Origin of the sequence: Gordonia sihwensis (assembly GCF_029632925.1) — a bacterium.
GTDB classification, from domain to species: Bacteria; Actinomycetota; Actinomycetes; order Mycobacteriales; family Mycobacteriaceae; genus Gordonia; species Gordonia sihwensis.
Genome location: NZ_CP121248.1, coordinates 295,256 through 318,678, shown reverse-complemented (window position 1 = coordinate 318,678; position 23,423 = coordinate 295,256). Strand labels below are relative to the sequence as shown.

At 69.0% G+C, this 23,423-nt stretch carries 25 protein-coding genes; 6 read left to right on the top strand and 19 right to left on the bottom strand.

All coding sequences use genetic code 11. The annotated features are described in order from the left end of the window. Window positions 1-54: 54 nt before the first annotated feature. Genes P5P27_RS01545 through P5P27_RS01530 form a run of 4 tightly spaced genes read right to left on the bottom strand, consistent with a single transcriptional unit; the run spans window position 55 to window position 3,585 of the window. Window positions 55-906 (bottom strand): thioesterase family protein, encoded by an 852-nt coding sequence (locus P5P27_RS01545; protein WP_278126078.1) that lies wholly within the window; start codon window positions 904-906, stop codon window positions 55-57. After that, entirely contained in the window at window positions 896-1,777 is an 882-nt protein-coding gene (locus P5P27_RS01540; RefSeq protein ID WP_006894294.1) for a sugar phosphate isomerase/epimerase family protein, read from the bottom strand. The genes P5P27_RS01545 and P5P27_RS01540 overlap by 11 nt, the downstream gene beginning before the upstream one ends. Window positions 1,778-1,787: 10 nt before the next feature. After that, window positions 1,788-2,603, bottom strand: a complete 816-nt coding sequence (locus tag P5P27_RS01535) for a hypothetical protein (protein WP_278126076.1) — start codon at window positions 2,601-2,603, stop codon at window positions 1,788-1,790. Between the two features lie 31 nt (window positions 2,604-2,634). Next, window positions 2,635-3,585: a Ppx/GppA family phosphatase gene (locus tag P5P27_RS01530; protein ID WP_006894292.1), complete on the bottom strand. Its 951-nt coding sequence runs from the start codon at window positions 3,583-3,585 to the stop codon at window positions 2,635-2,637. A gap of 79 nt (window positions 3,586-3,664) precedes the next feature. On the opposite strand from P5P27_RS01530, the gene P5P27_RS01525 reads away from it, so the two are divergent. Then, the gene (locus P5P27_RS01525) at window positions 3,665-4,528 is read left to right on the top strand and encodes a DUF3109 family protein (protein WP_006894291.1); all 864 of its coding nucleotides are present in this window, start codon (window positions 3,665-3,667) and stop codon (window positions 4,526-4,528) included. A 39-nt stretch (window positions 4,529-4,567) separates the two neighbouring features. Here P5P27_RS01525 and P5P27_RS01520 read toward each other — a convergent pair whose 3' ends face one another. The 7 genes from P5P27_RS01520 to mshA form a co-directional block, all read right to left on the bottom strand. Further along, on the bottom strand, window positions 4,568-5,257 hold the full coding sequence (locus P5P27_RS01520) for a response regulator transcription factor (RefSeq protein WP_278126073.1): 690 nt from the start codon (window positions 5,255-5,257) through the stop codon (window positions 4,568-4,570). Further along, entirely contained in the window at window positions 5,254-6,414 is a 1,161-nt protein-coding gene (locus P5P27_RS01515; RefSeq protein ID WP_006894289.1) for a sensor histidine kinase, read from the bottom strand. Before P5P27_RS01515 ends, P5P27_RS01520 begins: the two co-directional genes overlap by 4 nt. Before the next feature lie 181 nt (window positions 6,415-6,595). Further along, window positions 6,596-6,901: a GNAT family N-acetyltransferase gene (locus P5P27_RS01510; RefSeq protein ID WP_006894288.1), complete on the bottom strand. Its 306-nt coding sequence runs from the start codon at window positions 6,899-6,901 to the stop codon at window positions 6,596-6,598. A gap of 49 nt (window positions 6,902-6,950) precedes the next feature. Next, window positions 6,951-7,694: a phosphoglyceromutase gene (locus P5P27_RS01505; protein WP_006894287.1), complete on the bottom strand. Its 744-nt coding sequence runs from the start codon at window positions 7,692-7,694 to the stop codon at window positions 6,951-6,953. A 60-nt stretch (window positions 7,695-7,754) separates the two neighbouring features. Further along, a complete protein-coding gene (locus tag P5P27_RS01500) occupies window positions 7,755-9,359 on the bottom strand; it encodes an AMP-binding protein (protein ID WP_278126070.1) in 1,605 nt (534 codons plus the stop codon). Between the two features lie 85 nt (window positions 9,360-9,444). Further along, window positions 9,445-10,032 carry a type III secretion system chaperone family protein gene (locus tag P5P27_RS01495; RefSeq protein ID WP_006894284.1) on the bottom strand — a complete coding sequence of 196 codons (588 nt, stop codon included), beginning with the start codon at window positions 10,030-10,032 and terminating at the stop codon, window positions 9,445-9,447. Next, a complete protein-coding gene (mshA, locus tag P5P27_RS01490; protein ID WP_278126068.1) occupies window positions 10,029-11,348 on the bottom strand; it encodes a D-inositol-3-phosphate glycosyltransferase in 1,320 nt (439 codons plus the stop codon). The genes P5P27_RS01495 and mshA overlap by 4 nt, the downstream gene beginning before the upstream one ends. A 145-nt stretch (window positions 11,349-11,493) precedes the next feature. On the opposite strand from mshA, the gene P5P27_RS01485 reads away from it, so the two are divergent. From P5P27_RS01485 to P5P27_RS01475, 3 genes are read left to right on the top strand one after another with little or no spacing between them, the layout of a single operon-like run. Then, entirely contained in the window at window positions 11,494-12,393 is a 900-nt protein-coding gene (locus P5P27_RS01485; protein WP_278126066.1) for a metal ABC transporter solute-binding protein, Zn/Mn family, read from the top strand. Further along, window positions 12,390-13,220, top strand: a complete 831-nt coding sequence (locus tag P5P27_RS01480) for a metal ABC transporter ATP-binding protein (protein ID WP_278126065.1) — start codon at window positions 12,390-12,392, stop codon at window positions 13,218-13,220. The genes P5P27_RS01485 and P5P27_RS01480 overlap by 4 nt, the downstream gene beginning before the upstream one ends. Continuing rightward, complete coding sequence (locus P5P27_RS01475) at window positions 13,217-14,080, top strand: metal ABC transporter permease (protein WP_278126064.1); 864 nt, start codon at window positions 13,217-13,219, stop codon at window positions 14,078-14,080. Before P5P27_RS01480 ends, P5P27_RS01475 begins: the two co-directional genes overlap by 4 nt. A 57-nt stretch (window positions 14,081-14,137) precedes the next feature. On the opposite strand, the gene P5P27_RS01470 is transcribed toward P5P27_RS01475, so the two are convergent. Together P5P27_RS01470 and P5P27_RS01465 are read right to left on the bottom strand one after the other, a co-directional pair. Beyond that, window positions 14,138-14,593 carry a DUF2599 domain-containing protein gene (locus P5P27_RS01470; RefSeq protein ID WP_006894278.1) on the bottom strand — a complete coding sequence of 152 codons (456 nt, stop codon included), beginning with the start codon at window positions 14,591-14,593 and terminating at the stop codon, window positions 14,138-14,140. 11 nt (window positions 14,594-14,604) lie between these two features. Continuing rightward, window positions 14,605-16,158, bottom strand: coding sequence for a carboxylesterase/lipase family protein (locus tag P5P27_RS01465; RefSeq protein ID WP_045536862.1), 1,554 nt, complete (start codon window positions 16,156-16,158; stop codon window positions 14,605-14,607). Between the two features lie 42 nt (window positions 16,159-16,200). On the opposite strand from P5P27_RS01465, the gene P5P27_RS01460 reads away from it, so the two are divergent. Next, entirely contained in the window at window positions 16,201-16,947 is a 747-nt protein-coding gene (locus P5P27_RS01460) for a 5-oxoprolinase subunit PxpA (RefSeq protein WP_278126060.1), read from the top strand. Next, complete coding sequence (rarD, locus tag P5P27_RS01455) at window positions 16,944-17,864, top strand: EamA family transporter RarD (protein ID WP_278126059.1); 921 nt, start codon at window positions 16,944-16,946, stop codon at window positions 17,862-17,864. Before P5P27_RS01460 ends, rarD begins: the two co-directional genes overlap by 4 nt. Here the strand turns inward: rarD and P5P27_RS01450 are convergent. From P5P27_RS01450 to P5P27_RS01425, 6 genes are all read right to left on the bottom strand, one after another. Continuing rightward, on the bottom strand, window positions 17,824-19,263 hold the full coding sequence (locus P5P27_RS01450; protein ID WP_278126058.1) for a phosphatase PAP2 family protein: 1,440 nt from the start codon (window positions 19,261-19,263) through the stop codon (window positions 17,824-17,826). The two genes, rarD and P5P27_RS01450, sit on opposite strands and share 41 nt — an antisense overlap. Window positions 19,264-19,353: 90 nt before the next feature. Beyond that, entirely contained in the window at window positions 19,354-20,307 is a 954-nt protein-coding gene (rlmB, locus tag P5P27_RS01445; protein ID WP_006894272.1) for a 23S rRNA (guanosine(2251)-2'-O)-methyltransferase RlmB, read from the bottom strand. After that, window positions 20,307-21,701, bottom strand: coding sequence for a cysteine--tRNA ligase (gene cysS, locus P5P27_RS01440; protein WP_278126055.1), 1,395 nt, complete (start codon window positions 21,699-21,701; stop codon window positions 20,307-20,309). The genes rlmB and cysS overlap by 1 nt, the downstream gene beginning before the upstream one ends. Before the next feature lie 11 nt (window positions 21,702-21,712). Beyond that, window positions 21,713-22,177 (bottom strand): 2-C-methyl-D-erythritol 2,4-cyclodiphosphate synthase, encoded by a 465-nt coding sequence (gene ispF, locus P5P27_RS01435; RefSeq protein WP_062366353.1) that lies wholly within the window; start codon window positions 22,175-22,177, stop codon window positions 21,713-21,715. A gap of 15 nt (window positions 22,178-22,192) precedes the next feature. Next, entirely contained in the window at window positions 22,193-22,864 is a 672-nt protein-coding gene (gene ispD, locus P5P27_RS01430; RefSeq protein WP_278127400.1) for a 2-C-methyl-D-erythritol 4-phosphate cytidylyltransferase, read from the bottom strand. Then, the gene (locus P5P27_RS01425; RefSeq protein ID WP_006894267.1) at window positions 22,861-23,349 is read right to left on the bottom strand and encodes a CarD family transcriptional regulator; all 489 of its coding nucleotides are present in this window, start codon (window positions 23,347-23,349) and stop codon (window positions 22,861-22,863) included. Before P5P27_RS01425 ends, ispD begins: the two co-directional genes overlap by 4 nt. Window positions 23,350-23,423 lie beyond the last annotated feature (74 nt).

Here is a 23,423-nt window from a genome sequence, read left to right as displayed (position 1 = left end):
CGATCACTACCTTTCACAGTTTGTCGAAGTCTTGCGTATCAGCGCCGGGGAGAGTCATCGCCCGGCGGGAGTCAGTGCCAGCTGCCGCGAGCGAGCCACCGTCGCACCGGTCGAGTCCACCACGATGTGGTCCTCGGCGAACATCCGCTGCCCCACCTCCTGGCTCTCGGCCGCGAATCGCAGCCATCCGGGAGCGGGGACTCTGGTCAGGTAGGTGGTCAGCTGCACCGTGGGAGCCCAGCCGAACATACCGAGGTTCATCACCACCGGAGGAGACAGGTCGCACACCAGGATCGGGAACCCCGCGCTCACGGCGACGGGCAGACGGTCGGCGCATTTGGGTCGAGTCCAGCCGCGGACCACCGGGTCGCCGGTCTCGCCGCGAAGCGCCGGGAAACGGTCCATGTCCAGAACCACGTCGAGTGCCGCCCCGAGATGCACCACCTCGCCGACCGGAGTGGAGTAGAGGTCGGCCGAGCCCGTCGGCGGGGCAGCCGGCAGGTCACCGACGCTCGAGTGGCCCCGGTAGCGCGCGTCTCCGTGATCCGGGCGCCCGAGCGTCACCGTGGACGTCACGCAGACGCGCTCGTCTTGGCGCACATCGACTCGCACCAGCGACACGGTCGCGCCGGTCTTCACCAACGACACCGTCACGTCGACCTCCGCCGGATCCGGAGCCCGGAGGAAATCACTCGAGACGGCCAGGACCGCCGCCTGCGGGTCCGGCCCGCCCAGATCGCGGTAGGCACGCTCGGCGGCGGCCGCGACCACCATCTGAACACTCCCGCCGTGCACCTTGGGCCCGATCGTGAAGACCGGATCGATCCGGGCGCGATAGGCCGCGCGGCCGTCCGAGCTCACCCCGTTCGGTTCCAGGTCGGTCAGGGAGGCCAGATCAGTCGTCATGCCGAGTGTCCTTCGGGTCGCGGTGAAGATGGGTGCGGGCGAAGTCCAGAGACCGCGCGAGCATCGCGGCGCGCTCGTTCCGGGTCCGCGCCGATCCGGTGTGCACTTCGAGGATCACGGCGCCGGAGAAGTCGCTGTCGGCGAGCCTCTTGCACACTTCGATGCACGGCTGCGAGCCGTCCCCGGGGATCAGATGCTCGTCGTGGGCGGCGCCGGTGCCGTCGGTGAGGTGCAGATGCTCGAGTCCGTCTCCCATCCGCGTCTGCAGAGCGAGGGCGTCGGCGCCTGCCGTCGCGGCGTGGGAGAGGTCGAGGGTGTAGTGCTCGTATCCGTCCACCGTGGGATCGATGGACTTGCCGAAGGCCGACGCGCTCGGTCCCGGAGACCCGCCCCGCTCGGCCATCCGCCTGGCCGCCTTGTGACCGGCGCCGAACAACCTGTCGGCCCGCATCGGGAACATGTTCTCCACGGCCACCGCCACATCGGAGGAGGCCTCCAGTTCTTTGACGAGATCGTCGAAGCCGCGCACGTAGTCGCGCTGCCAGCGGAAGGGCGGGTGGACGACGACCGTCGTCGCCCCCAGGTCTTCGGCCGCCTGCACCGATCGCCGCAGCTTGGCCTTCGGGTCACGTCCCCACACGCGCTGCGAGATCAGCAGGCACGGCGCGTGGACCGAGAGCACCGGCACCTGGTACCGAGCGGACAGATGGGCGACGTGGGCGATGTCTTGGCTCACGCCCTCCCCCCACACCATCAACTCGACCCCGTCGTAGCCCAGATCGGCGGCGTAGCCGAACGCTGCTTCGGTGCTCTGCGGGTAGACCGACGCGGTGGACAGCCCGATCGGGATCGGGAAACGCAGCTGCGACACCGGGACCGACTCAGGCCGCCAGAAGGACCAGTGGCCCGATGGTCACCAGCATTCCGACGCCGAGCGCCAACAATGTGGTCGGCAGATCTCGTTTCCGCAGGACGTGGGCGAAGGTGACGATCGCGAAGATCACCACGACGGCCAGGATCAGCGCCAGGTAGATGTAGCGCTTCCACAGTTCGGTGAAGCCCCAGAACAGACCGGCACCGGCAGCCAGACCGATCACCACCTCGGCGATCAGACTCAGCCAGCCCATCAGTGCGGAGGGACTGTGCGACTTCCTGCGCTTCTCCGACTCCTCTTCGGCGAGGTGTTCGGCACGCTGCTGGGCTTCCATCTCGGCCTGGGCCTCTTCGGCCTCCGCGGCCTCCAGATCGGCGGCCGACGCGACACGGCGATGATCGTCGGCGACGTCGTCGCCGGCCACCGGCTCGGCCGCCGAGTCGGTGATCGGGCTCAACTGCGCGGTACCGACCAGATCGGGGTCCGGCTCCGGGCCCGGATCGGTGACGGCCGACCGGTACTCCAGCGGCGGCAGGTCGACGCCGACCAGATCGTCGCCGGGCACCGGCGCCAGCGGCGACTCGTCATCGTCGCCGACGATGGGGATGATTCCGGTCACCACATTCGGATCGGCGTCGTCTACGGGGTCGGGGAGCTTCGGTGCGGCGGGAACGTGCGACGGCATTCCGGATGCCCCGATGACCGGTCGCGTCGGGCGGTCGTCCTCGTCGGACTTGGGAAACGCGGAACCGCTCGACTCGGATCGAGCGATCAGTTCCGAGACCGTGATCGGCTTCGCGCGTGGTTCGGAATCCTTCGCCATACCTGGGGTACCCCCGTAAAAAGTCGATCGACTAGCCGGTGCTCACCATCGCCCCGGCCGGCTCCGCATCCAGACGACGGAGAATGACGCCCTCCCGCAGAGCCCACGGACAGATCTCAAGTGTATCCACACCGGTGGCCCTCATCGCCGCCTCCGCCACCAGTGCGCCGCCCACGATCTGCGCCGCGCGATCGGCGCTGACCCCCTCCAGATCGGCGCGATCGGCGGCCGTCATGCGCGAGATGAACGCGATCAGTTGACGCAGGCCGCTCACGGTGAGCGTCCGTCGCACCCGCGGCCCGGCACCGGAGGGCGCGGCACCGGTCAGACGCGCCAGCGACCGGAAGGTCTTCGACGAACCCACCGACAGATCCGGCTTCCCCGCGGCACGGAGTTCCTTGGCGGGCTGCTTCAGCTCGGCGTCGAGCCAGTCCCGCAGCACCGAGACGTGACGTTTGCTCGGCGGGTCGCCGGGCAGCCATTCGCGCGTCAGCCGCCCGGCGCCGAGCGGCAGCGACAGCGCGACATCCGGCTCCTCGTCGACCCCGTTGGTCATCTCCAGGCTGCCGCCGCCGATGTCGAAGGTGAGGATCCGGCCCGCGCTCCAGCCGTACCAGCGGCGTACCGCGAGGGAGGTCAGCCGCGCCTCGTCGACGCCTTCCAGTACGTCGACGGTGAGCCCGGAGGCCTTCTTGACCTGGTCGAGAACCTCTCCGGTGTTGGTGGCGTCGCGTACCGCGGAGGTCGCGAAGGCCATCACCTGCTCGCAGCCCGAGGCCTTGGCGATCCGGGTGAAGTCCTTGACTGTCGCGGTCAGCGAATCCGCACCGGCCTTGGTCATCTTTCCGGTGCCGTCGATCTCCTCCGCCAGCCGCAGCACCGCCTTCGTCGAACTCATCGGCGTCGGATGACCGCCCCGATGCGCGTCGACCACCAGCAGATGAACGGTGTTGCTGCCCACGTCGAGCACTCCTAATCGCACCTGACCAAAATTACTGCGCGGCGGACGGCGATGCGAGCCGAAGGTCTACCGTGGAGCGTTGTACCGATGGAGGAACCCCGTGTCTGGCTCTAGTAAGAAGCCCGGGAAGAAGCGGCGGAATGACCGCGTCCCCGAAGTGCCCCTCGACTTCCCGCGCGAGTGGTACGAGTTCGTCGACCCCGACGACGACGAGCACCTGATCAGCGCCGACCTGACGTGGCTGCTGTCGCGGTGGAACTGCGTCTTCGGCACCCCGGCGTGTCACGGAATCGTCGCCGGCCGGCAGTCGGACGGCTGCTGCACACACGGCGCCTACCTGACCGACGACGACGATCGCGAGAAGCTCGCCGCAGGAGTGGCGCTCCTGACGCGCGACGACTGGGAGCTCTTCGACCGCGGTTCGGGGCCCGACCCGCTCGGCGACGACGGCTACCTCGAGGAGGCCGAGGATCTGGAGGGCGAACCGTCGCTCAAGACCCGTCTGCACGACGGAGCGTGCATCTTCCTCAACCGCCCGGGATTCCCCGCCGGTCAGGGCTGTGCGCTGCATTCGATGGCGCTGCGCCGCGGCATCGAGCCGCTGACGGTGAAACCCGAGGTCTGCTGGCAGTTGCCGATGCGCCGCGAGCAGGACTGGGTGACCAGGCCGGACGGCAGTGAGATCCTCAAGACCACGCTCACGGAGTTCGACCGCCGGGGCTGGGGCGAGGGCGGGCACGACCTCGACTGGTACTGCTCCGGCTCACCCGAGGCACACACGGGCGCCAAGCAGGTCTTCGAGTCGTACCGGCCCGAATTGATCGAGCTCATCGGCGAGGCGGCCTACGAGGTTCTCGCGGCGGCCTGCCGCCGGCGCAACGACCTCGGACTCGTCGCGGTGCATCCGGCGACCGCCGCGGCCACCTCCCGCCGAAGCACCGACATCAAGTACGAACAGTTGTGACCGCGCCGGCCCGCTGCGCTGTCAGGGCCCGCTGCTCTGTCAGGGCTCGAACTTGTATCCGAGGCCGCGGACGGTGACGAGATGGCGCGGCTGCGACGGATCGGGCTCGACCTTCGAACGCAGACGCTTCACGTGCACGTCGAGCGTCTTGGTGTCGCCGACGTAATCGGCGCCCCACACCCGGTCGATCAGCTGGCTGCGGGTGAGCACCCGGCCGGAGTTCCGGAGCAGATACTCCAGGAGGTCGAACTCCTTGAGCGGCAGCGTAACCTCCTCGCCCGAGACCGTCACGGTGTGCCGCTGGACGTCCATCCGCACCGGTCCCACCTCGACGACGCCGATGGCGGCGTCCTCGTCGTCGGCCACCACTCCCCCGCGCCGCAGGACCGCGCGGATGCGGGCGATGAGCTCGCGTGCCGAGTACGGCTTGGTGACGTAGTCGTCGGCCCCCAGCTCCAGTCCGACGACCTTGTCGATCTCACTGTCACGCGCGGTCACCATGATGACCGGCACCGCCGACTTGGCCCGGATCGACTTGCAGATCTCGGTGCCGGAGACACCCGGCAGCATCAGGTCGAGCAGGACGATGTCGGGATTGACTCGCTCGAAGGTCGAGACCGCCTCCGAACCGTCGTTGACGATGCTGGCCTCGAACCCCTCCTTACGGAGCAGGAAGGCCAGCGGATCGGCCAGCGATTCCTCGTCTTCGACAATCAGTACGTGCGTCAACTCGTGAGTTCCTCTGCGTTCGTCGACCCGTCGTCGCTCGGTGAAGCCGGGTCGATGGGGATGTACAGGCTGAAGGTCGATCCGGTTCCGGGCCGACTCCACAGTCCGATGTGACCGCCATGACTGGCCGCCACGTGCTTGACGATCGCCAGCCCGAGCCCGGTGCCGCCGGTCGCGCGCGACCGCGCCTTGTCGACGCGGAAGAACCTCTCGAAGACCCGCTGCTGGTCGGCGGGTGCGATCCCGATACCGCGGTCGGTGACCGCGATCACGACCATCTCCTCGTCGTCGAGGTTCACCACCTTGCGGCTCACCGAGACCACCTCGCCCGCGGGCGAGTGATTGATGGCGTTCACCAGGAGATTCGACAGTGCGGTCAGCAGCAGGGTGCGGTCGCCCTGGATCTGCAGTCCGCTGGCCGCATCAGCGACGAGTTCGATCTCGGCGACCTCCGCGGAGACGCCGGCGGCGGCCACCGCATCCTCCACCAGCGAGTCGACGTCGACCGCCTGGAACTCGGGGATCCGGCCCTCCTGCAGGCGCGACAGCCCGATCAGCTCGTTGACCAGCGTGCCCATCCGGGTCGCTTCCTTCAGCACCCGGCGGCCGAAGTGCTCCACCGCCTGGGGGTCGTCGCGCGACTCGAGCATCGCCTCGGCCATCAGGCTGATGGCGCCGAGCGGCGTCTTCAACTCGTGTGAGACGTTGGCGGCGAAGTCGCGTCGCGTGGCCTCCACCCGTTGATTGGTGGAGTCGTCGTCGCCGAACACCAGGGCGTACCGCTCGCCGTCTCGGGACGCGAGCCGTGCGATGCAGCGGACGTTCTCCACCTGCCGCGGCATGGTGCGGCCCGTCGACAGGAAGCCCAGCGACGAATGCGGCGGAACGAAATCGAAATGCCGATCGATGCCGGTGACGAATACCTCGGTGACGGCCTCGGCCACTCCGTCGGCGATCGTGTCGCGAACCATGCCGAGTTCGACGGCGCGCTTGTTGTAGAGGACCACGTTGTGGAACTCGTCGACGGCGACCATCCCGGTGGTGGTGTGCGCGACGATCAGTCCGAGGAGGTCGGGCCTCGACCGGCCGTCGTCGACGATCACCAGATCTTCCAGTGGTGTGTCCTCCGAACCGGATTCGTCAGATCGGGTACTCACCGTGATCGCGTCTTCCGCCGCACGACTCCCTGCTTCGCCTCAACGACATTCGAACAGAATGTGTCCGATCGCCGGACACATCCCGAAGCTTACGTCGGATCGACGGGTGTTCGCAGCCTGGGCGAACAGTTTTCGGCGCTCGTTCACGCCGGGTTCTCCTGGGTTGCGGGGAGATTAACGATCAGGAGACGACGATGTCCGAGTACTCGGGGTGCTTCTCGACGTACTTCTGAACATACGAACAGACGGGCACGACCCGCTGCCCGTTGGCGCGAACGTCCTCGAGAACGTGTTTGACCAACTGGGCCGCGAAGCCGCGCCCGCCGAAGCGCTCGTAGACGACGGTGTGGGTCAGCGCGAGCCGATCACCGTCCTGCGTGTAGTCGATGTACCCGACCTCGACCGGTTCACCGTCTCCGTCGGTCAGATGGGCGCGGTAGCGCTCCTGCACCGAGAGATGGGTGACCTCTAGAGTACCGTCAGTCATACGTACCAATGTAGCGCAGGCCACACCGGCGGCGCCATGCGGATTCGGGCTACTTATTGCCCTGCGCCGCAACGGCTGCCGCACCCGCGGCCGCGGCCTCGGGATCCAGGTACACCCCGCCCGCGGTGGTCGGGCGGAGGTCGTCGCCGAGGTCGTAGCGCAGCGGGTTGCCGGTCGGGATGTTCAGCCCGGCGATGTCTGCGTCCGAGATGCCGTCCAGGTGCTTCACCAGTGCCCGCAGAGAGTTGCCGTGGGCGGCGACCAGAACGTTCTTACCGGCGCGCAGGTCCGCCTCGATGGCCTCGGTGTAGTACGGGATCAGCCGCTCGACCACGTCCTGAAGGCACTCGGTGAGGGGCACCTCGATTCCGGCGTATCGCGGATCGCCGACCTGGCTGTACTCGCTGTCGGGCGCGATCGCGGGCGGCGGGGTGTCGTAGCTGCGGCGCCACAGCATGAACTGCTCGTCGCCGTACTTCGCCTTCGTCTCCGCCTTGTTGAGCCCCTGCAGCGCGCCGTAGTGACGCTCGTTGAGCCGCCAGTCGCGGACCACCGGGATCCAGTGACGGTCGGCGGTGTCGAGCGCGATCTGCGCGGTGGTGATGGCACGGCGCAGCAGCGACGTGTACAGGACGTCGGGCAGCAGATCGTGTTCCACCAGCAGTTCTCCCGCACGGACGGCTTCCGCCCGTCCCTTGTCGGTCAGGGCGACGTCGACCCAGCCGGTGAACTGGTTGGACGCGTTCCATTCGCTCTCGCCGTGTCGCATCAGGATCAGGGTGCCGTTGCTCATGCCGCATAGTTTCCCATACGGCCGCGGCGGTCGAGCGACCGAGTGACGCGCCCCGACCGCCTACTTCCGCAGATCCTTGCGGAGGATCTTGCCGGAGGCCGACTTGGGGACGGCCGAGATGAACTCGACGGCCCGGACCTTCTTGTACGGCGCGACGCGTTCGGCGGTGAACGCCATGACCTCGTCCGCGGTCAGCTCCGCGCCCTCGGCGACCACGACGAAGGCCTTCGGGATCTCCTCGCCGTCGGCGTCGAGCGCGCCGACCACCGCGACGTCGGCGATCTTCGGATGCGTCAGCAGCAGCGCCTCCAGCTCGGCCGGCGGAACCTGATAACCCTTGTACTTGATGAGCTCCTTGAGCCGGTCGACGATCGTGACGCAGCCGGTCGAGTCGACCGTCGCCATGTCGCCGGTGCGCAGCCAGCCGCCCTCGACGATGGTCTCGGCGGTCGCCGCCTCGTTGTTGAGGTAGCCGACCATCACGTTGGGTCCGCGGACCCACAGCTCACCGGGCTCGGACACGCCGTCGGCGGGGATGTCGATGTCCTCCCCGGTGGCCGGATCGACGATCCGGTTCTCCGAGTTCGGTACGGCCCAGCCGACCGACGACAGCGGTGCCTCGACACCGCGCGTGCCCGTACCGCCGTCGAACGGGATCAGGTGGCTCACCGGCGAGGCCTCGCTCATGCCGAAGCCCTGCAGCATGTGCAGGCCGAGACGCTTGGCCACAGCTTGGCCCAGTTCCTCGTCCAGCGGCGCCGCGCCGGAGAGCATGGTGTGCAGCGACGACAGATCGTACTGATCGACGATCGGATGCTTGGCGAGCGCGACGGCCACGGGCGGCGCGATGAAGGCATAGGTGACCTTGTGCTTCTGGATGCCCTCGAGGAACTCGACGAGGTCGAAGCGCGGCATCACGAACAGGCTCGCCCGGGCCTTGAGTGCGGCGTTCAGGAGCACCGTCATGCCGTAGATGTGGAAGAACGGGAGGACGGCGAGGATCACGTCGTCGGACTTCATCCCCTGCAGCGGCTCGATCTGCGCGACGTTGGCGACCAGGTTGCGGTGACTGAGCATCACGCCCTTGGGGTTGCCGGTGGTGCCCGAGCTGTACGGCAGCACCGCGATGTGGGTGGCCGGGTCGAAGCTCACCTCCGGTGCGCGATGCCCTCCCCCCAGGAGTTCGGCGGCGTTCGGATGCCCGGTGGCCGCCTGGCCCTCGCCGTCGAGCACGATCACGGCGTCGTCCGCCAGTCCCACCTCGCGGGCCGCCTCGATCGCGGCCGGTGCGAGCAGCGAGATGGTGATGAGCAGTTTCGCCTCGGAGTCGAGGAGCTGCTTCTTGATCTCGGGTGCGGTGAACAGTGCGTTGAGCGTGGTGGCGGTCGCGCCGGAGCGGAGCACGCCGTGGAACACCGTGGCGAACGCCGGGATGTTCGGCGACAGGATCGCGACCACGTCGCCGACGCCGAGCCCGCGCGCCGCGATCGCACCCGCCGCGGCGTCGATCTGTCCGACCAACTGCCGGTACGTGGTCTGCGCACCCGACTTCGAGTCGATGAGCGCGACCCGGTCGAGGTCGTTCTCCTCGAGTCCACCGAACAGGTAGTCGTAGACGCTGACGTTCGGGATCTCGACGTCGGGATACGGCGATGCGAAGCTCATGGTGACCCTTCTGGAGATGACGGGATATTCGACAATGGGCATTGTCGTGTTGGTCAGGTCCCCACGCTACCCGACATTCGAGACACTACGACGGGGCTGTTCCGGCGTCGCCGACCGACCACACCGGTTCCGCGTCGGGATCGTCGAGGGGCGCGATCTGCGGCAGATCGTCCTCGTCGATCAGATGCTCGAAGGCCGCGAGGTTCCGCATCGACTCGCCCCGGGCCTTGCGCCAGGCCCATTCGCGACGGATCGAGGTGAGGAAACCGATCTCGAGGATCTGATTGAAGTCGCCGTCGGCGGCCTCGAGGACCTGGCCGAGCACCCGGTCCACCTCGGTGCGCGAGAGCGCCTCCGCGGAGATCCGCCCCACCAGGTAGATGTCGCCGACGTTGTCGAGGGTGTACGCCACCCCGTAGAGCCGGCGATTGCGTTTGAGGAGATACCGGTACACGGCCTCGAGGTTCTCGTCCGCGCGGCGGCAGACGAAGGCCTCCACTCGGACCCCGTGCGCGCCGGCGGTGAGCAGCACCGTGGTCTTGAGCTTCCGTTCTCCGGGAAGCTCGAGAACGAAGTGCTCGGACTTCGCACCGCCCGACGACTTCCGGACGTACTCGATGCCGGTCTCGTCCAGAGCGGCGCTCAGGGCCGCGGCCGTCTCGTCTGCGTTCACACCATCACCCTCGATCGGTTCCTCCAGCGTCGGATGCCGAATCGCCCGGCATCGCGTCGAACGTCGCCGCCGAACGCCGCGATCGCTCGGTCGTAACTCTCCAGCAGCGCGTCGGTGGTGTGCTCCCACGAGAACTGCCGCGCATGCAGAGCGGCCGCCCGCCCCATTCCCGCGCGGCGATCCGGGTCGGCGACGAGTTCGGCGAGGCGGTCGGTCCAGACGCCGATGTCGTGACCGTCCACCAGCACACCGGTGCGGCCGTCGTCCACCGCCACGCCGAGTCCGCCCACGCGCGCGGCGATCACCGGCACTCCGCACGCCTGCGCCTCGATCGCGACCAGCCCGAAGCTCTCCGAGTAACTCGGCACCGCCACCAGATCGGACGCCCGGTAGACGTGCACCAGCCGCTCCGGCGGCTGCGGCGGCAGGAAGTCGACGCGGTCGGCGATTCCCAGTTGCCGAGTGAGGTCCATGAGTGCCGACGGCCGGGCCAGTCCGCTGCCCGACGGTCCGCCCACCACCAGCACGCGCAGACGCCCGGAGAAGTCGCCCGCGATCAGCGGCGCCATCGCCGAGACCAGGACGTCCGGCGCCTTCAAGGGCTGGATCCGGCCGACGAAGGTGACGAGCACATCGTTCTGATCCAGCCCGAGCGCGGCGCGGGAGGCCGCTCGGTCGCCCGGGGAGTAGCGGTCCAGATCGGCGCCGGGCACCACCACGTCGATGCGGGAGGGATCGGCGCCGTACATCTGGACCAGTTCGCCGTCCTCGGTGGCGGTGTTCGCGACGAGACGGTCCGCTTCGTCGACCACCTGCTGCTCACCGACCACACGCAGCATCGGCTCGGCGGCGTCCCCCGCCGCCAGCGAGGCGTTCTTGACCGCGGCGAGCGTGTGCGCGGTGTGCACGAGCGGCACTCCCCAGCGGTCGCGCGCGAGCCAGCCGACCTGGCCCGAGAGCCAGTAGTGGGAGTGGATCAGGTCGTAGTAGCCGGGCTCCTGGGCGGCCTCCGCCCGCAGTACGTTCGCCGAGAACGCGCACAACTGGCTCGGCAGGTCACGCTTGTCGAGGCCGTCGAAGGGACCCGCGACCACATTGCGCACGGTGACCCCGGGGGCGGCCGCGACCACCGGCGCGTCCGCCGACGACGTGGCACGCGTGAAGATCTCGACCTCCACACCGCGGCGCGCCAGCCTGGTGGCCGTCTGCCAGACGTAGACGTTCATTCCTCCGGCGTCACCGGTGCCCGGCTGCGCCAACGGGGAGGTGTGCACCGAGATCAGAGCGATGCGTCTCGGGGCGGAGCCAGCGGTCATGACCCCAGCCTAATGCGGCCGGCCGCGCTCGACACATGCGCAGGCGGCGACTCATGCGCACTTGAGCATCGCTTCGACATCAACGGCACCCCGGTAATACACTTTCCCGGTAACGATTTTCATTATCTTCCAAAGGAACCTCCCGATGACGAAGACCGGGTCCGCGCGCCGCGCCCTCCTGGCGCCCCTCGCCCTCCTCATCGCCGTCGTTGCCGCCGCATGCGGCGGCAACGACGGTCCCGCGCCCACCGACAAACCCGTCGTCGTCGCGTCCACCGACGTGTGGGCCTCCGTCGCGAGCGCGGTGGGCGGCGAACACGCCGACGTCAGCGCCCTGTACACCTCGCCCGACGGCGATCCCCACGAGTTCGAGCCGTCGAGTGCGGATACCGCTCGCGTCCAGGACGCCAACCTCATCGTCATGAACGGCGACCACTACGACCACTTCATGGAGGAGGCGGCCGCCGACGCGAAGGGTGCCGAGGTGGTGGCCGCGGACGTGCGGTCGGACAAGACGCGCGGCAACGAGCACGTCTTCTACGACCTCGCCGCCGTCGCCGACACCGCGAACGCGATCGCGAACGAGCTCGCCGAGATCGCCCCGGCCCACGCCGCCTACTACCGCGACCGCGCCGGCGTCTTCAACAGCCAGATCAACGGACTGCGGGCCGCTCTGGCCGACATCAAGGCGCACCACGACGGCACCGAGGTGGCGTCCACCGAACCGCTCGCCGCGGCCGTCCTCACCGACGCCGGACTGGTCGACATCGCTCCCCCGGGCTTCGTCGACGCCGTCGAGCAGGGACAGTCGCCGTCGGCCGCCGACCGCGCGAAGTTCGACGACCTGCTGACCCAGCACCGCGCCAAGGTCCTGATCTACAACCGCCAGGCCGTCGACCCGAGCACTCAGGCCGTGCTCGACACCGCCCGCAAGGCGCGAATCCCGGTGGTCGAGTTCACCGAGAGCCTGCCCGAGGGCGTGACCGACTACATCGCGTGGCAGCGCGGTCAGATCGATGCGCTGGCGAAGGCGCTGAACGGATGACCGACGCGGTACTCAGCTTTCGCGACGTCGGACTGCAGTTCGGCGACCGCGTCCTCTGGCGCGGCCTCGACCTCGACATCGCGCCCGGCGAGTTCATCGCCGTCCTCGGCCCCAACGGTTCGGGCAAGACCTCACTGCTGCGCGCGATCCTCGGCCAGACCGTACCCACCACCGGGACCATCTCCGCACACGGCAGTCTCGGATACGTGCCGCAGCAGCACGCCGAGGATTCCGACACGATGATGCTGCGCGGCCGCGACCTGGTCGGTTTCGGCGTCGACGGCTCCGCTTGGGGCATCGGGCTGCGCGGTATGTCCCGTCGGCGCACCGCCGTCGACTCGGCGCTCCGACAGGTCGGCGCCACCGGCTTCGCGGACCGGCCGCTGGGGCTGCTGTCGGGCGGCGAGCAGCAACGGCTCCGGATAGCGCAGGCGCTCACCCGCGACCCGGCCATCCTCCTGTGCGACGAGCCGCTCGCCAGTCTCGATCTCGCGAGCCAGCGGGTGGTGGTCGATCTGCTCGACGCCCGGAGGCGGCGTGATGACACCGCGGTCCTGTTCGTCACTCACGAACTCAATCCGGTGCTGCCGTTCGTCGACCGCGTGCTCTACCTGGCCGGCGGATCGTTCCGCATCGGCGCCGTCGAAGAGGTGATGAACACGCGCACCCTGACCGAGCTGTACGGCAGCCCGGTGGAGGTGCTCCGGATCGGCGGGCGGCTCGTGGTGATCGGAGGCGAGGACGATCACCACTGCGTCGCTCATCAGTATCCGGGCGACGTACTCGGGACCGACGCCGGATTCGCGGTCGCCGGGGAGGATCTGTGATCGCGCCGACGACGACCGTGCTCGCCGCCGACATCGGCAACTTCTGGAACTTCTCGCAGACGGCAGACCTGCTCTCCCGCGGCTTCGTTCAGCAGTCGGTGCTCGCCATCGCGTTGCTCGCGCTGCTCGGCGGCCTGCTGGGTCCGATGATCGTCGCACGGCAGATGAGTTTCGCCGTCCACGGTGCCGCAGAGCTCTCGTTCACCGGTGCGGCCGCGGCGCTGCTCGCCGGCGTGGGCGTGAACATCGGCGGCGTGATCGGCGCGGTGTTCGCGGCCGCGGTGTTCGGGCTCCTGGGTCGCCGCGCGAGGGAACGGGACTCGGTGATCGGTGCCGTCATGGCCTTCGGCCTCGGTCTCGGCGTGCTGTTCCTGAGTCTCTACGGCCGGGTCGGCACCGGCTTCGCACTGCTGGCCGGGCAGGTGGCGAGTGTCGGACGCACCGGACTGATCGCCGTCGCGGTGACCGCGGCGGTCGTGGTGGTGGTGTACGCGATCATCTACCGTCCGCTGATGTTCGCCAGCCTGGATCCGCGGGTCGCCGCGGCGTCCGGCGTCCCGGTGCGGCTGCTGTCGGTGGTGTTCGCGATCCTGGTCGGTCTCGCGGCCGCGCAGGGCGTGCAGATCATCGGCGCCCTGCTGGTGATGAGCCTGCTGATCACTCCGGCCGCAGCGGCGGTCCGGCTGTCGGCCAATCCGACGGTCGTGGTGGTGCTGTCGGTCGTCTTCGCCGGAGTCTCCGCCATCGGCGGGCTCATCCTGTCGCTCGCGCCCGAGCTCCCGGTGTCGGTGATGGTCACCACCATCTCGTTCGCCATCTACCTCGTCTGCCGCGTGGTGGGGATGCGGTCACGCGACTGAGGCGGCGGCCGAGCGACGCTCCTCGACTCGCTCGACCGGCCTGGGACCCTCGGTCCCCTACTCCTCCGGACCGCCCGGATTGCAGCGGCTCGAGATCATCTCCTCGGGCGACACCACGGGACGGTTCGGTTCGATGTTCCAGGTCGGTTTGTCCGGCTGGACGATGCGGGCGAACGTCCAGTGACAGTCGAACTGCGCCTTCATCCCCGGGGTGTCCGCGCCCGGATCGAGTCGAAGGACCTCGCGCCACGCCTCGTCGCCCGCCGTCGGCGACTGCACCCTCCGGCCGTTGGGAGTGGGGGCGATCTGCAGGCTCGGTCCCACTTCGGTCTGCACCCAATCGGCCGACGCGATGTACGGCGGCGGAAGCACCGGCGTCGGGGCGCTGCTCGTGACCGAGGACGAGGCCGTGACCCGAGTCGGGATCGAGTCCGAAGGCGACACCGCCGACTCGTTCCCGCCGGAACATCCCGCGAGCGCGATCGCGGCGGTGCACGTCACCGCCGCGATCATCGCGGGACGTCTCACGAAGGCTCCCCCAGATGAATTCGGTCCCACGCCTCGCGGCGGTCCCGGTCGGGATCGATCTCCACGCGCGTCGGATCGTCCAGCACCATCACCCTGCGATCCTCGCGCGTATAGCGCGGCCAGTCCGGTGCGGGCACGCCGGTGCGCGCGAACCAACTCCACATCGACTGCATCGTCGCGGTGATCCGCTTCGTCGACCCCCAACTGCCCGCGGCGGCGAGACCGACGCCGATCGGATCCCGGTACGTGCCGAACACCGCCAGCAGTTCGGTCGCGTGGGTCGCACCGATTCCGGTGGCCTTCAGCAGCAGCGGCGCGTAGTCGAAGCGGTACACGTACGTGGGCGCGTGGTCACTGTGATACCCGGCGAACCGGATCGTCGGGGTCCAGAACGTCGCATCGGCAGCGATCATCACATCGCGGCGCTTGACCGGATAGAGGTTCTGCAGCAGATCGGCGTCGCCGGTGTCGCCGAGCCCCACGAGTGCCTGGTCGCTGTCGGGAAGGATGTTCCAGAACCGGGCGAACAGTTCGCCCTCGTCTTTGTTGTTGCCGATGATGGTCGGGACCGAGATGGTGTTGCCGTCGCGCGCCGCGTCGAGCGGATGCTGCGGGAGATAGTCGCCGTCGACCACCGGGGCGAAGGGAATCGGGTCGGTGAGCCGGGCACCGCGGGTGAAGCCGATCAGCTTGTTGCCCGCGCGCAGTAGTTCGGTCGCTGTGGCGCCCCCGAGTACGCGTGCCACCAGCGCCGGATCGTGAGGCGGCTCGTCGCGCTCGGGCCCCTTGCGCCGGGTGGGATCGATCAGTATCCGGACGAACTCGTCGGCGAACAGGCGCGCATTGTCCTTGCTGACGATCAGGTCCGGGGCAGGGCTCTGCGAGATGGCTCCGGAGAACAGCCCCTTCGCGGACGGCGTGGACAGCAGCGTGAGCACCGCCGACCCGCCCGCGCTCTCACCGAACACCGTCACCCGCGACGGATCCCCGCCGAACGCGGAGATGTTGCGCTGCACCCACTCCAGACCGGCGACCATGTCGCGCAGCCCCACGTTGGCGTCGAACGGCCGCTCGTCGGTCGAGTAGTCGCTGAAGTCGAGGAATCCGAGCGGACCGTAGCGGTAGTTCACCGTCACCACGATCACGTCGCGCGCCCGAGCGAGGTACGCGCCGTCGTAGATCGGTGTCGACGTGCCGCCGAGGATGTAGGCACCGCCGTAGTTGAACACCATGACAGGGCGCGGCGTAGCCGAGACGGTCGACGGCGCGAAGACGTTCAGGGTCAGACAGTCCTCACTGCGCGGCTGGAACTTACCGGCCCCGCGCGCCGTGAAGAGCTTGTCCTGGATCGGTGCGGCCCCGTAGTCGTAGCACTCGAGTACCCCCGGCCAGGGTGTCACCGGGCGCGGTGCCCGCCACCGGTGCTGCCGCACGGGCGGCTCCGCGAAGGGGATGCCCCGCCATGAGATGGTGCCGCGACGCGCTCCGCGACCGCGCTTGCCGTCGACCGCACCGTCGAGGGTCTGAACCACAGTGTCCATTACTGCCATGGCGTCGACCCTAACCCGAGCGTGGTCATTACCATTGACACCGTGGGCCTCTCCTCTCGCGTCATCGATCTGAACGCCGACCTCGGCGAGGGGGTCGGCGACGACTCGGCGATGATCACCCTGGTGACGAGCGCGAACGTCGCGTGCGGCTTCCATGCAGGCACTCCGCGCGAACTGTTGGCCACCTGCCGCGAGGCGGCCGCCGCCGGCGTGCGGATCGGCGCGCAGGTCTCCTACCCGGACCTGTCCGGGTTCGGCCGCCGTTTCATGGACCTCGCCCCCGACGACCTGTTCGCCGACATCGTCTATCAGATCGGCGCTCTGCGGGCGCTCACCGAATCCGTCGGCGCCACCGTGGAATACGTGAAGCCGCACGGCGCGCTCTACAACGCGGTGGTGCATCACACGACGCAGGCCGGCGTCGTCGTCGAGGCGGCGGCCGCGTCCGGCCTCCCCCTCATGTGCCTGCCCGGATCGGAGGTGGAGCGGATCGCCGGCTCAGCGGACGTGCCGGTCATCCGCGAGGCCTTCGCCGATCGCGGCTACACCCCCGAGGGCACGCTGGTGCCCCGGTCCGAGCCCGGTGCCCTGCTCACCGATCCGGCCGAGGTGGCCGCGCGAGTGCTCGAGTTGGCGGAGACCGGACGGATCACGGCGATCGACGGCACGGTGGTGGAAGTGGTCGCCGACTCGGTGTGCCTGCACGGCGACACCCCCGGCGCGGTGGAGCACGCCCGTCGTGTCCGCGCCGCGCTCGCACGCGCCGGCGTCGACGTTCGCGCTCGGTGAGAACCCCCGTACCCGCCGACAGCGCCCGCGGGGTGGCCGCGGGATTCGGCGCCTACGCACTGTGGGGCCTGTTCCCGATCCTGTTCGACGCGATGCTCCCGGCCGGTCCGTGGGAGATCCTCGCCAACCGCATCCTGTGGACGCTCGTGCTGTGCGCCGCGATTCTCGCCGTGCTGCGCGACTGGTCGTGGATCGCGCCGCTCCGCCGACGACCCCGGCTGATCGCCGGCGTCACCGCCGCCGCCCTGCTCATCGCCACCAACTGGGTCGTGTACGTCGCAGCTGTCACCTCCGGCCACACCAGCGACGCAGCCCTCGGCTACTTCCTGAATCCGATCGCCACCGTGGCCCTGGGCGTAGTGCTGCTGCGGGAACGCCTGCGGCCACTGCAATGGGCGGCGGTGGCGGTCGGCGTGGTCGCGGGCGGCTATCTCACCTTCGCCGCGGGCGTGTTTCCGACCACGGCGCTGGCCCTGGCCGCGTCGTTCGCCCTGTACGGGCTGGTCAAGAAGAAGGTCGGCGACACTCTGCCCGCGCTTCACGGACTCACCTTGGAGACGGCGATACTGGCGCCGGCCGCGGCCGTCATCCTGGTGGTCGTCGCATTCACTCCGGCCGGTCTCACGTTCGGTGACGGCGTCGGGCACACCGGCCTGCTGGCGTTCTCCGGCGTCGCGACCGCGGTGCCGCTGCTGCTGTTCGCCGCTGCCGCCCGTCGCATCCCGCTGGTGACCGTCGGGCTGATCCAGTTCGTCACACCGATCATGCAGTTGCTGTGCGCGGTGCTGATCCTCGACGAACACCTGCCGCCCGAACGCTGGATCGGATTCGCGATCGTGTGGGTGGCGCTGGCGCTGCTGGCGACCGACAGCGTCCTCAGAGCTTGGTGGAACCGGCCTTCTTCGCCTCGCGCGTGATCGAGGACCAGGCCTCGCTTCCCCAGGTCCGCGCCGCGGCGGCCCATTCGCGTCCCCTCCGCACCATCGGGCCGGCCTCGGCGGGGATCTCGCCGGCCGGGATCCGATCGCGACCGGGGTGCATCTCCACGGTGAGGAAGGCCGCCGCCACCGCGAGCACGGTGGCGATCAGCGCGAGCCCGCCGAGCACGCCGCTGTCGGACATCTCGACGGCCAGGTACCGCGTGGCCAGAAGCAGCCCGGAGAAGGCCGCGGTGCCGAAGACGACCACCGCGAGCCGGTGACGCGACCAGCCCAGTTCGGGGCGGGTGAGCGCCGTCTCGAGCGTGAGGGTGAAGATCGCTCCGGCGAGGACGTCGATCGCGTAGTGGAAGCCGAAGCCGAGGGTCGCGCCGGTGGTGCAGATCAACCAGAACGTGCCGAACACCTTCGACAGCACCGGACCCCGCCATCCGTGCAGGAAGATGCACATCGCCCATGCGGTGTGCAGGCTCGGCATGCAGTTCCGTGCCACGCTCTGGTTGTAGTAGTGCGCCGCGGGATCGCCGATCACCGGCAACTGCTGCGGCCACACGTCCTGCCAGTCCGCGCCCAGCAGCTCATGACCGAAGGCGTAGGTGGGGCCGACGACGGGGAACAGGAAGTAGATCACCGGACCGATCAGCCCGATCAGCAGGAAGGTCCGCACGATGTGATGCCGCGGGAAGCCGTCGCGGGCGCTGTTGCGGAGTTGGAAGAAGGCGATCACCGCCGCGGCCACCGGCAGGTACACGTAGACCTTGCTGAGGACCTCGGTGAGCCACGGGGTGCCGGAGACCACCGAGCCGATCGCCCACGACGGGCTGCCGAGGGCCCGGTCGGCGAGTTCGACGTATTCGTCGAGCACGTTCGGGTTGGCCCGGCTCGACAGCACCAGCCACACGTCGCCGACGCGACCCATCACGATCAACAGCAGCCCGAGGCCCACCGCCTTGAGAGTTCCGGCCCGCTCGCGCCCGCGCAGTCGCCATCCCGCGAAGGCGGCCGTGCCGATCAACGCGAACAGGATGCCGTTCCCGACGGTCGGGGCGTTGCCGACGATCAGACGCTGCGTGTTCCAGGCGAGTTCGAGTGCGACGGCCGCGCCCACCACGGGCAGTCGCATCCGCGACGGCATGCACACGAGCGCGAGCAGCATGCCCGCGATCTTGATCTCACCGATCTGCGGCCGTCCCACCAGATCGGTGGCGAGGAGATCCAGCGGTCCGCGCAGGTGGTTCAGCCGAGCGACGACCTCGATCAGGATGACGAACCCGACCAGGATTCCGACGATGAGCGCCCAGACACGGCCCGAGAACTCGAGACGGCGCCCCGAACGCAGCTGCGCCCACATCGACCGCAAGGAATCCTCAGCAAACATTCCTTACACGTTAGTAAACGAATACTTAACAGTAGGAATCAGAGTGACGCAATCGTCATTCAACCGAACGAACGACGTGACCCGCAGCACTCAGCCGACGCGGCGTTGCCTGGCGAACTCCGCCAGGACCACACCTGCCGCGACCGAGGCGTTGAGGCTCTCCACCTCGCCCGCGATCGGGATCGACAGGATCGAGTCGCAGTTCTCGCGAACCAGACGCGACAGCCCCTTGCCCTCCGACCCGACGACGATCACCGTGGGGCCCGTGCCGTCGTAGTCGTCGAGCGAGACGTCGCCGCCCGCGTCGAGTCCGACGATCTGGGCGCCCTTCTTGGCCCAGTCGAGCAGGGTGCGGTTCAGATTCGGCGTGGCCGCCACCGGCATCCGGGCCGCAGCACCCGCGCTGGTGCGCCACGCGACGGCGGTCATCCCCGCGCTGCGCCGCTGCGGGATCACCACACCGTGTCCGCCGAACGCGGCCACACTGCGGATCACCGCACCGAGGTTGCGCGGGTCGGTGATGTTGTCGAGCGCCACCAGCAACGGCGCCTGCGGCGCGGCGAGGGCATCCGCCATGAGATCGTCCGGGTGCGCGTACTGGTACTCCGGCACCTGCAGTGCGAGCCCCTGATGCAGCCCGTTCGGCGACATCCGGTCCAGTTCCGGCTTCGCGACCTCGAGGATCGAGATCCCGCGGTCTCCCGCGGTGTGCACCGCCTCCTTGACGCGCTCGTCGGCGTCCACCGTCGTCATCACATACAGCGCGGTGGCGGGCACCCCGGCACGCAGACATTCGACGACCGGGTTGCGGCCCACGACGTACTCGGGACCGCCGTCCTCGGACTTGCGGTGATTGCGACGCCCCGCGGCCTTGGCCGCGGCCTTCGCCTTCTTGTGAGCGGGGTGGTAGGTGCGGTCGACGGCCTTCGGAGTGGCTCCGCGGCCTTCGAGACCGCGCCGGCGCTGCCCGCCGGATCCGACGACCTGGCCCTTCTTGCTTCCGGCCTTCCTGGTCGCCCCGCGACGCTGTGAGTTTCCGGCCATCAGTGTTCCTTCGATTTGAGCGCCCACTGGGCGCCGTCGGGGGTGTCGGTCACTTCGATGCCGGCTGCGGCGAGCCGGTCGCGGACCTCGTCCGCGGTGGTCCAGTCCTTGGCGGCGCGGGCCTGCGCCCGCCGCTCCAATTCTGCCTTGACGAGCACGTCGAGCGCAGCGTGAGCGTCGTCATCGACGCCCTCGGCGGCCCAGTGCGGGTCGAGCGGATCGGTCCCGAGGACCGCGGTCATGGCCCTCACCTGCGCCGCGATCTGCCTCGCGCGGCCACCGTCGCCCGACTCCAGGGCGGTGTTGCCCTCGCGGACGGCGTTGTGCACGGCCGCGAGCGCGGCCGGAACCCCGAGGTCGTCGTCGAGGGCGGCGGCGAAGTCGTCGTTCACCTCGCCGACCTCGACGTCGCCGACGCGTTCGGCGACGCGATGCACGAACGACTCGATACGCCGATAGCCGGCCGCGGCCTCGGCCAGCGCGCCGTCGGAGTACTCGAGCATGGACCGGTAGTGCGCGCTCCCGAGGTAGTAGCGCAGTTCCACGGCCCGGGCCCGCTCCAGCATCGCCGGGATGGCGACCACGTTGCCGAGCGATTTGCTCATCTTCTCGCCGCTCATCGTGACCCAGCCGTTGTGCAGCCAGTACCGAGCGAAGCCGTCGCCGGCACCGTGGCTCTGAGCGATCTCGTTCTCGTGATGCGGAAAGATCAAATCCATTCCGCCGCAATGAATGTCGAACTCGGCACCGAGCAGCGAGGTCGCCATCGCCGAGCACTCGAGGTGCCAGCCGGGACGCCCGTCGCCCCACGGCGTCGGCCACGACGGCTCCCCGGGCTTGGTGGCCTTCCACAGCGTGAAGTCACGGGGATCGCGCTTGCCGGTGCCCGCGCTCTCACCCTGGTGTACGTCCTCGAGCCGGTGGCCGGAGAGGCTTCCGTAGTCGGGCAGACTGCGCACGTCGAAGTAGACGTTGCCGTCGGCGGCGTACGCGTGACCGCGCTCGATGAGACGCTCCATGTACTGCACCATCTGGGTGATGAAGCCCGTGGCACGCGGCTCCGCCGAGGGCGGCAGCACACCGAGGGCGTCGTAGGCCCGGGTGAACTCCCTCTCGTGCGTGGCCGCCCATTCCCACCACGGACGGCCCGCTTCGGCGGCCTTGTTCAAGATCTTGTCGTCGATGTCGGTGACGTTGCGGACGAAGAGCACATCCAACCCGCGGTAGGCGAGCCACCGCCGCAGCACGTCGAACGCGATGCCGCTCCGGACGTGACCGATGTGGGGAACGCCCTGAACCGTCGCACCGCACAGGTACACCGATGCCGTTCCGGGACGAAGGGGAACGAAGTCGCGAACCTCGCGGGCAGCCGAGTCGTAGAGGCGTAGAGTCACGGCCTGCGATTCTACTTGAGGGCCAGCAGTGCGGTGGCCACCGCCGCGATGCCCTCGCCGCGTCCCGTCAGACCCAGTCCGTCGCTGGTGGTGCCGGAGACCGAGACCGGTGCCCCCAGCAGATCGGACAGCACCCGCTGGGCCTCCGCACGACGCGGCCCGACCTTCGGCCGCTCCCCGATGATCTGCACCGAGGCGTTCACCGGAGCGAAGCCCGCCTCGTCGAGAAGGCCGCGGACGTGGCCGAGCATCGCCGCGCCGGTGACCCCGGACCACTCCGGTCGCCCCACGCCGAAGACCGCGCCGACATCGCCCAGCCCGGCGGCCGAGAGCAGTGCGTCGCAGAGTGCGTGAACGCCGACGTCGCCGTCGGAGTGCCCCGAGCAGCCGTCGGCGTCGTCGAAGAGCAGCCCCAGCATCCAGCAGGGTCGGCCGGCCTCGATCGGGTGGACGTCGGTCCCGACGCCGACGCGCATGTCCATCGCAGACACTCAGTGCTCCTGTGCGGTGATGAGCCTGGCCAGTGCCAGGTCGAACTGGGTGGTCACCTTGAACGCCATCGCGTCGCCCGGGATCACTCGAACCGGGACGCCCAGGGCTTCGACCAGTCCGGCGTCGTCGGTGGCGTCTGCCTGTGCGTCGTGCGCCCGGCGCAGCACCTGTGCGGTGAAACCCTGCGGGGTCTGCACGGCACGCAGCTCCGACCGGTCGGGAGTTTCCCGCACCAAGCCGTGGACGTCGACCCGTTTGAGCGTGTCGGCGACCGCGATTCCCGGGACCACCGCGTCGGCGCCGCCCCGGAGCGCGGTGACCACCGAGGCGAAGAGTGCCGGCGGGGTGAGAGCCCGGGCCGCATCGTGCACCAGGATCAGTTCCGCGTCGGGCACGGCCGCCAGACCGGCCCGGACCGAATCGCTCCGCTCGGCTCCGCCCGGCACCACGACGGCGTCCGGGACGAGCGCCGCCGCGCGGTCGAGCAGTTCCGGAGGTGCGGCCACGACGATGACGTCGACGACGCCGGACCTGCGTGCCGCCGAGGCGCTCAGCTCGAGCAGCGTGACGCCGTCGAGCTCGACGAACGCCTTCGGCACGGTCTCACCGAGACGTGTACCTCTTCCCGCTGCCGGGATCAGTGCGGCTACCGGGCCACTGCCTGCTGTCAGGACGCCGCAGCCAGGATCTCGTCGAGCATGCTGTCGGCCTTGGCGTCGTTGGTGTGCTGTGCGAGCGAGAGCTCGTCGACCAGCACGCGCCGGGCCCGGGTCAGCATGCGCTTCTCGCCTGCCGACAGACCGCGGTCCTGCTCGCGGCGCCACAGATCGCGGACGATCTCGGCCACCTTGATGATGTCGCCGGAGATCAGCTTCTCCTGATTGGCTTTGAATCGGCGGGCCCAGTTGGTGGGCTCCTCCGTGTGCGGTGCGCGCAGCACCTGAAAGACCTGATCCAGACCCTCCTGGCCGACCACGTCGCGCACACCGACGTAATCGAGCTTGCTGGACGGGATCTGAACTGTCATGTCACCGTCGGCAACCTTCAGGACCAGGTACTCGATCTCTTCACCCTTGATGGTCCGAATGACGATGTCTTCGACTCGAGCAGCACCGTGATGGGGGTATACAACGGTGTCGCCAACTTTGAAATTCAATGTCCACTGCCCCTTTCGAATGTAACCAGTCTAACACGCGAGGGCCGACAGCCTTCTCCAACGGTGCAGGTCAA